At 71.7% G+C, this 378-nt stretch carries 1 protein-coding gene; it reads right to left on the reverse strand.

Features of this window, described 5'->3' with window-relative positions:
* The coding region (locus tag G4D86_RS52000; RefSeq protein ID WP_164003127.1) for a M16 family metallopeptidase at positions 1-378 on the reverse strand (378 nt) is incomplete at both ends.

Here is a 378-nt window from a genome sequence, read left to right on the forward strand (position 1 = left end):
CTGCTGCGCCAGGAAGTTCGGGTCGCCCATGCGGCGCACCAGCTCGCCCAGCTGCTGCTTCTTGCGGCGCTCGAAGGCCTTCGCGTCGAAGGTGGGCCGCAGGACGACGTCCGACAGCAGGCTCATCGCCGCGTCCACGTTGGTCGTGAGCACGCGCGCGCCCACGAAGGCGCCGTCCGGGTCCACCGACAGCGCGGGCGACACGCCCAGGTCCGCGAACGCGTTGTCCAGCGCCACCGTGTCGCGCTTGCCTGCGCCCTCCAGCAGCATGCGGTAGGACAGGTCCGCGATGCCCAGCTTCGCGGCGGGCTCCTGCGACCCGCCCGCGGCGAAGGCGATGCCCACGAACACCAGCGGCAATTCCTTGCGCGTGCTGAC

It is taken from the genome of Pyxidicoccus caerfyrddinensis (assembly GCF_010894405.1).
In the GTDB taxonomy this organism is placed as follows: domain Bacteria; phylum Myxococcota; class Myxococcia; order Myxococcales; family Myxococcaceae; genus Myxococcus; species Myxococcus caerfyrddinensis.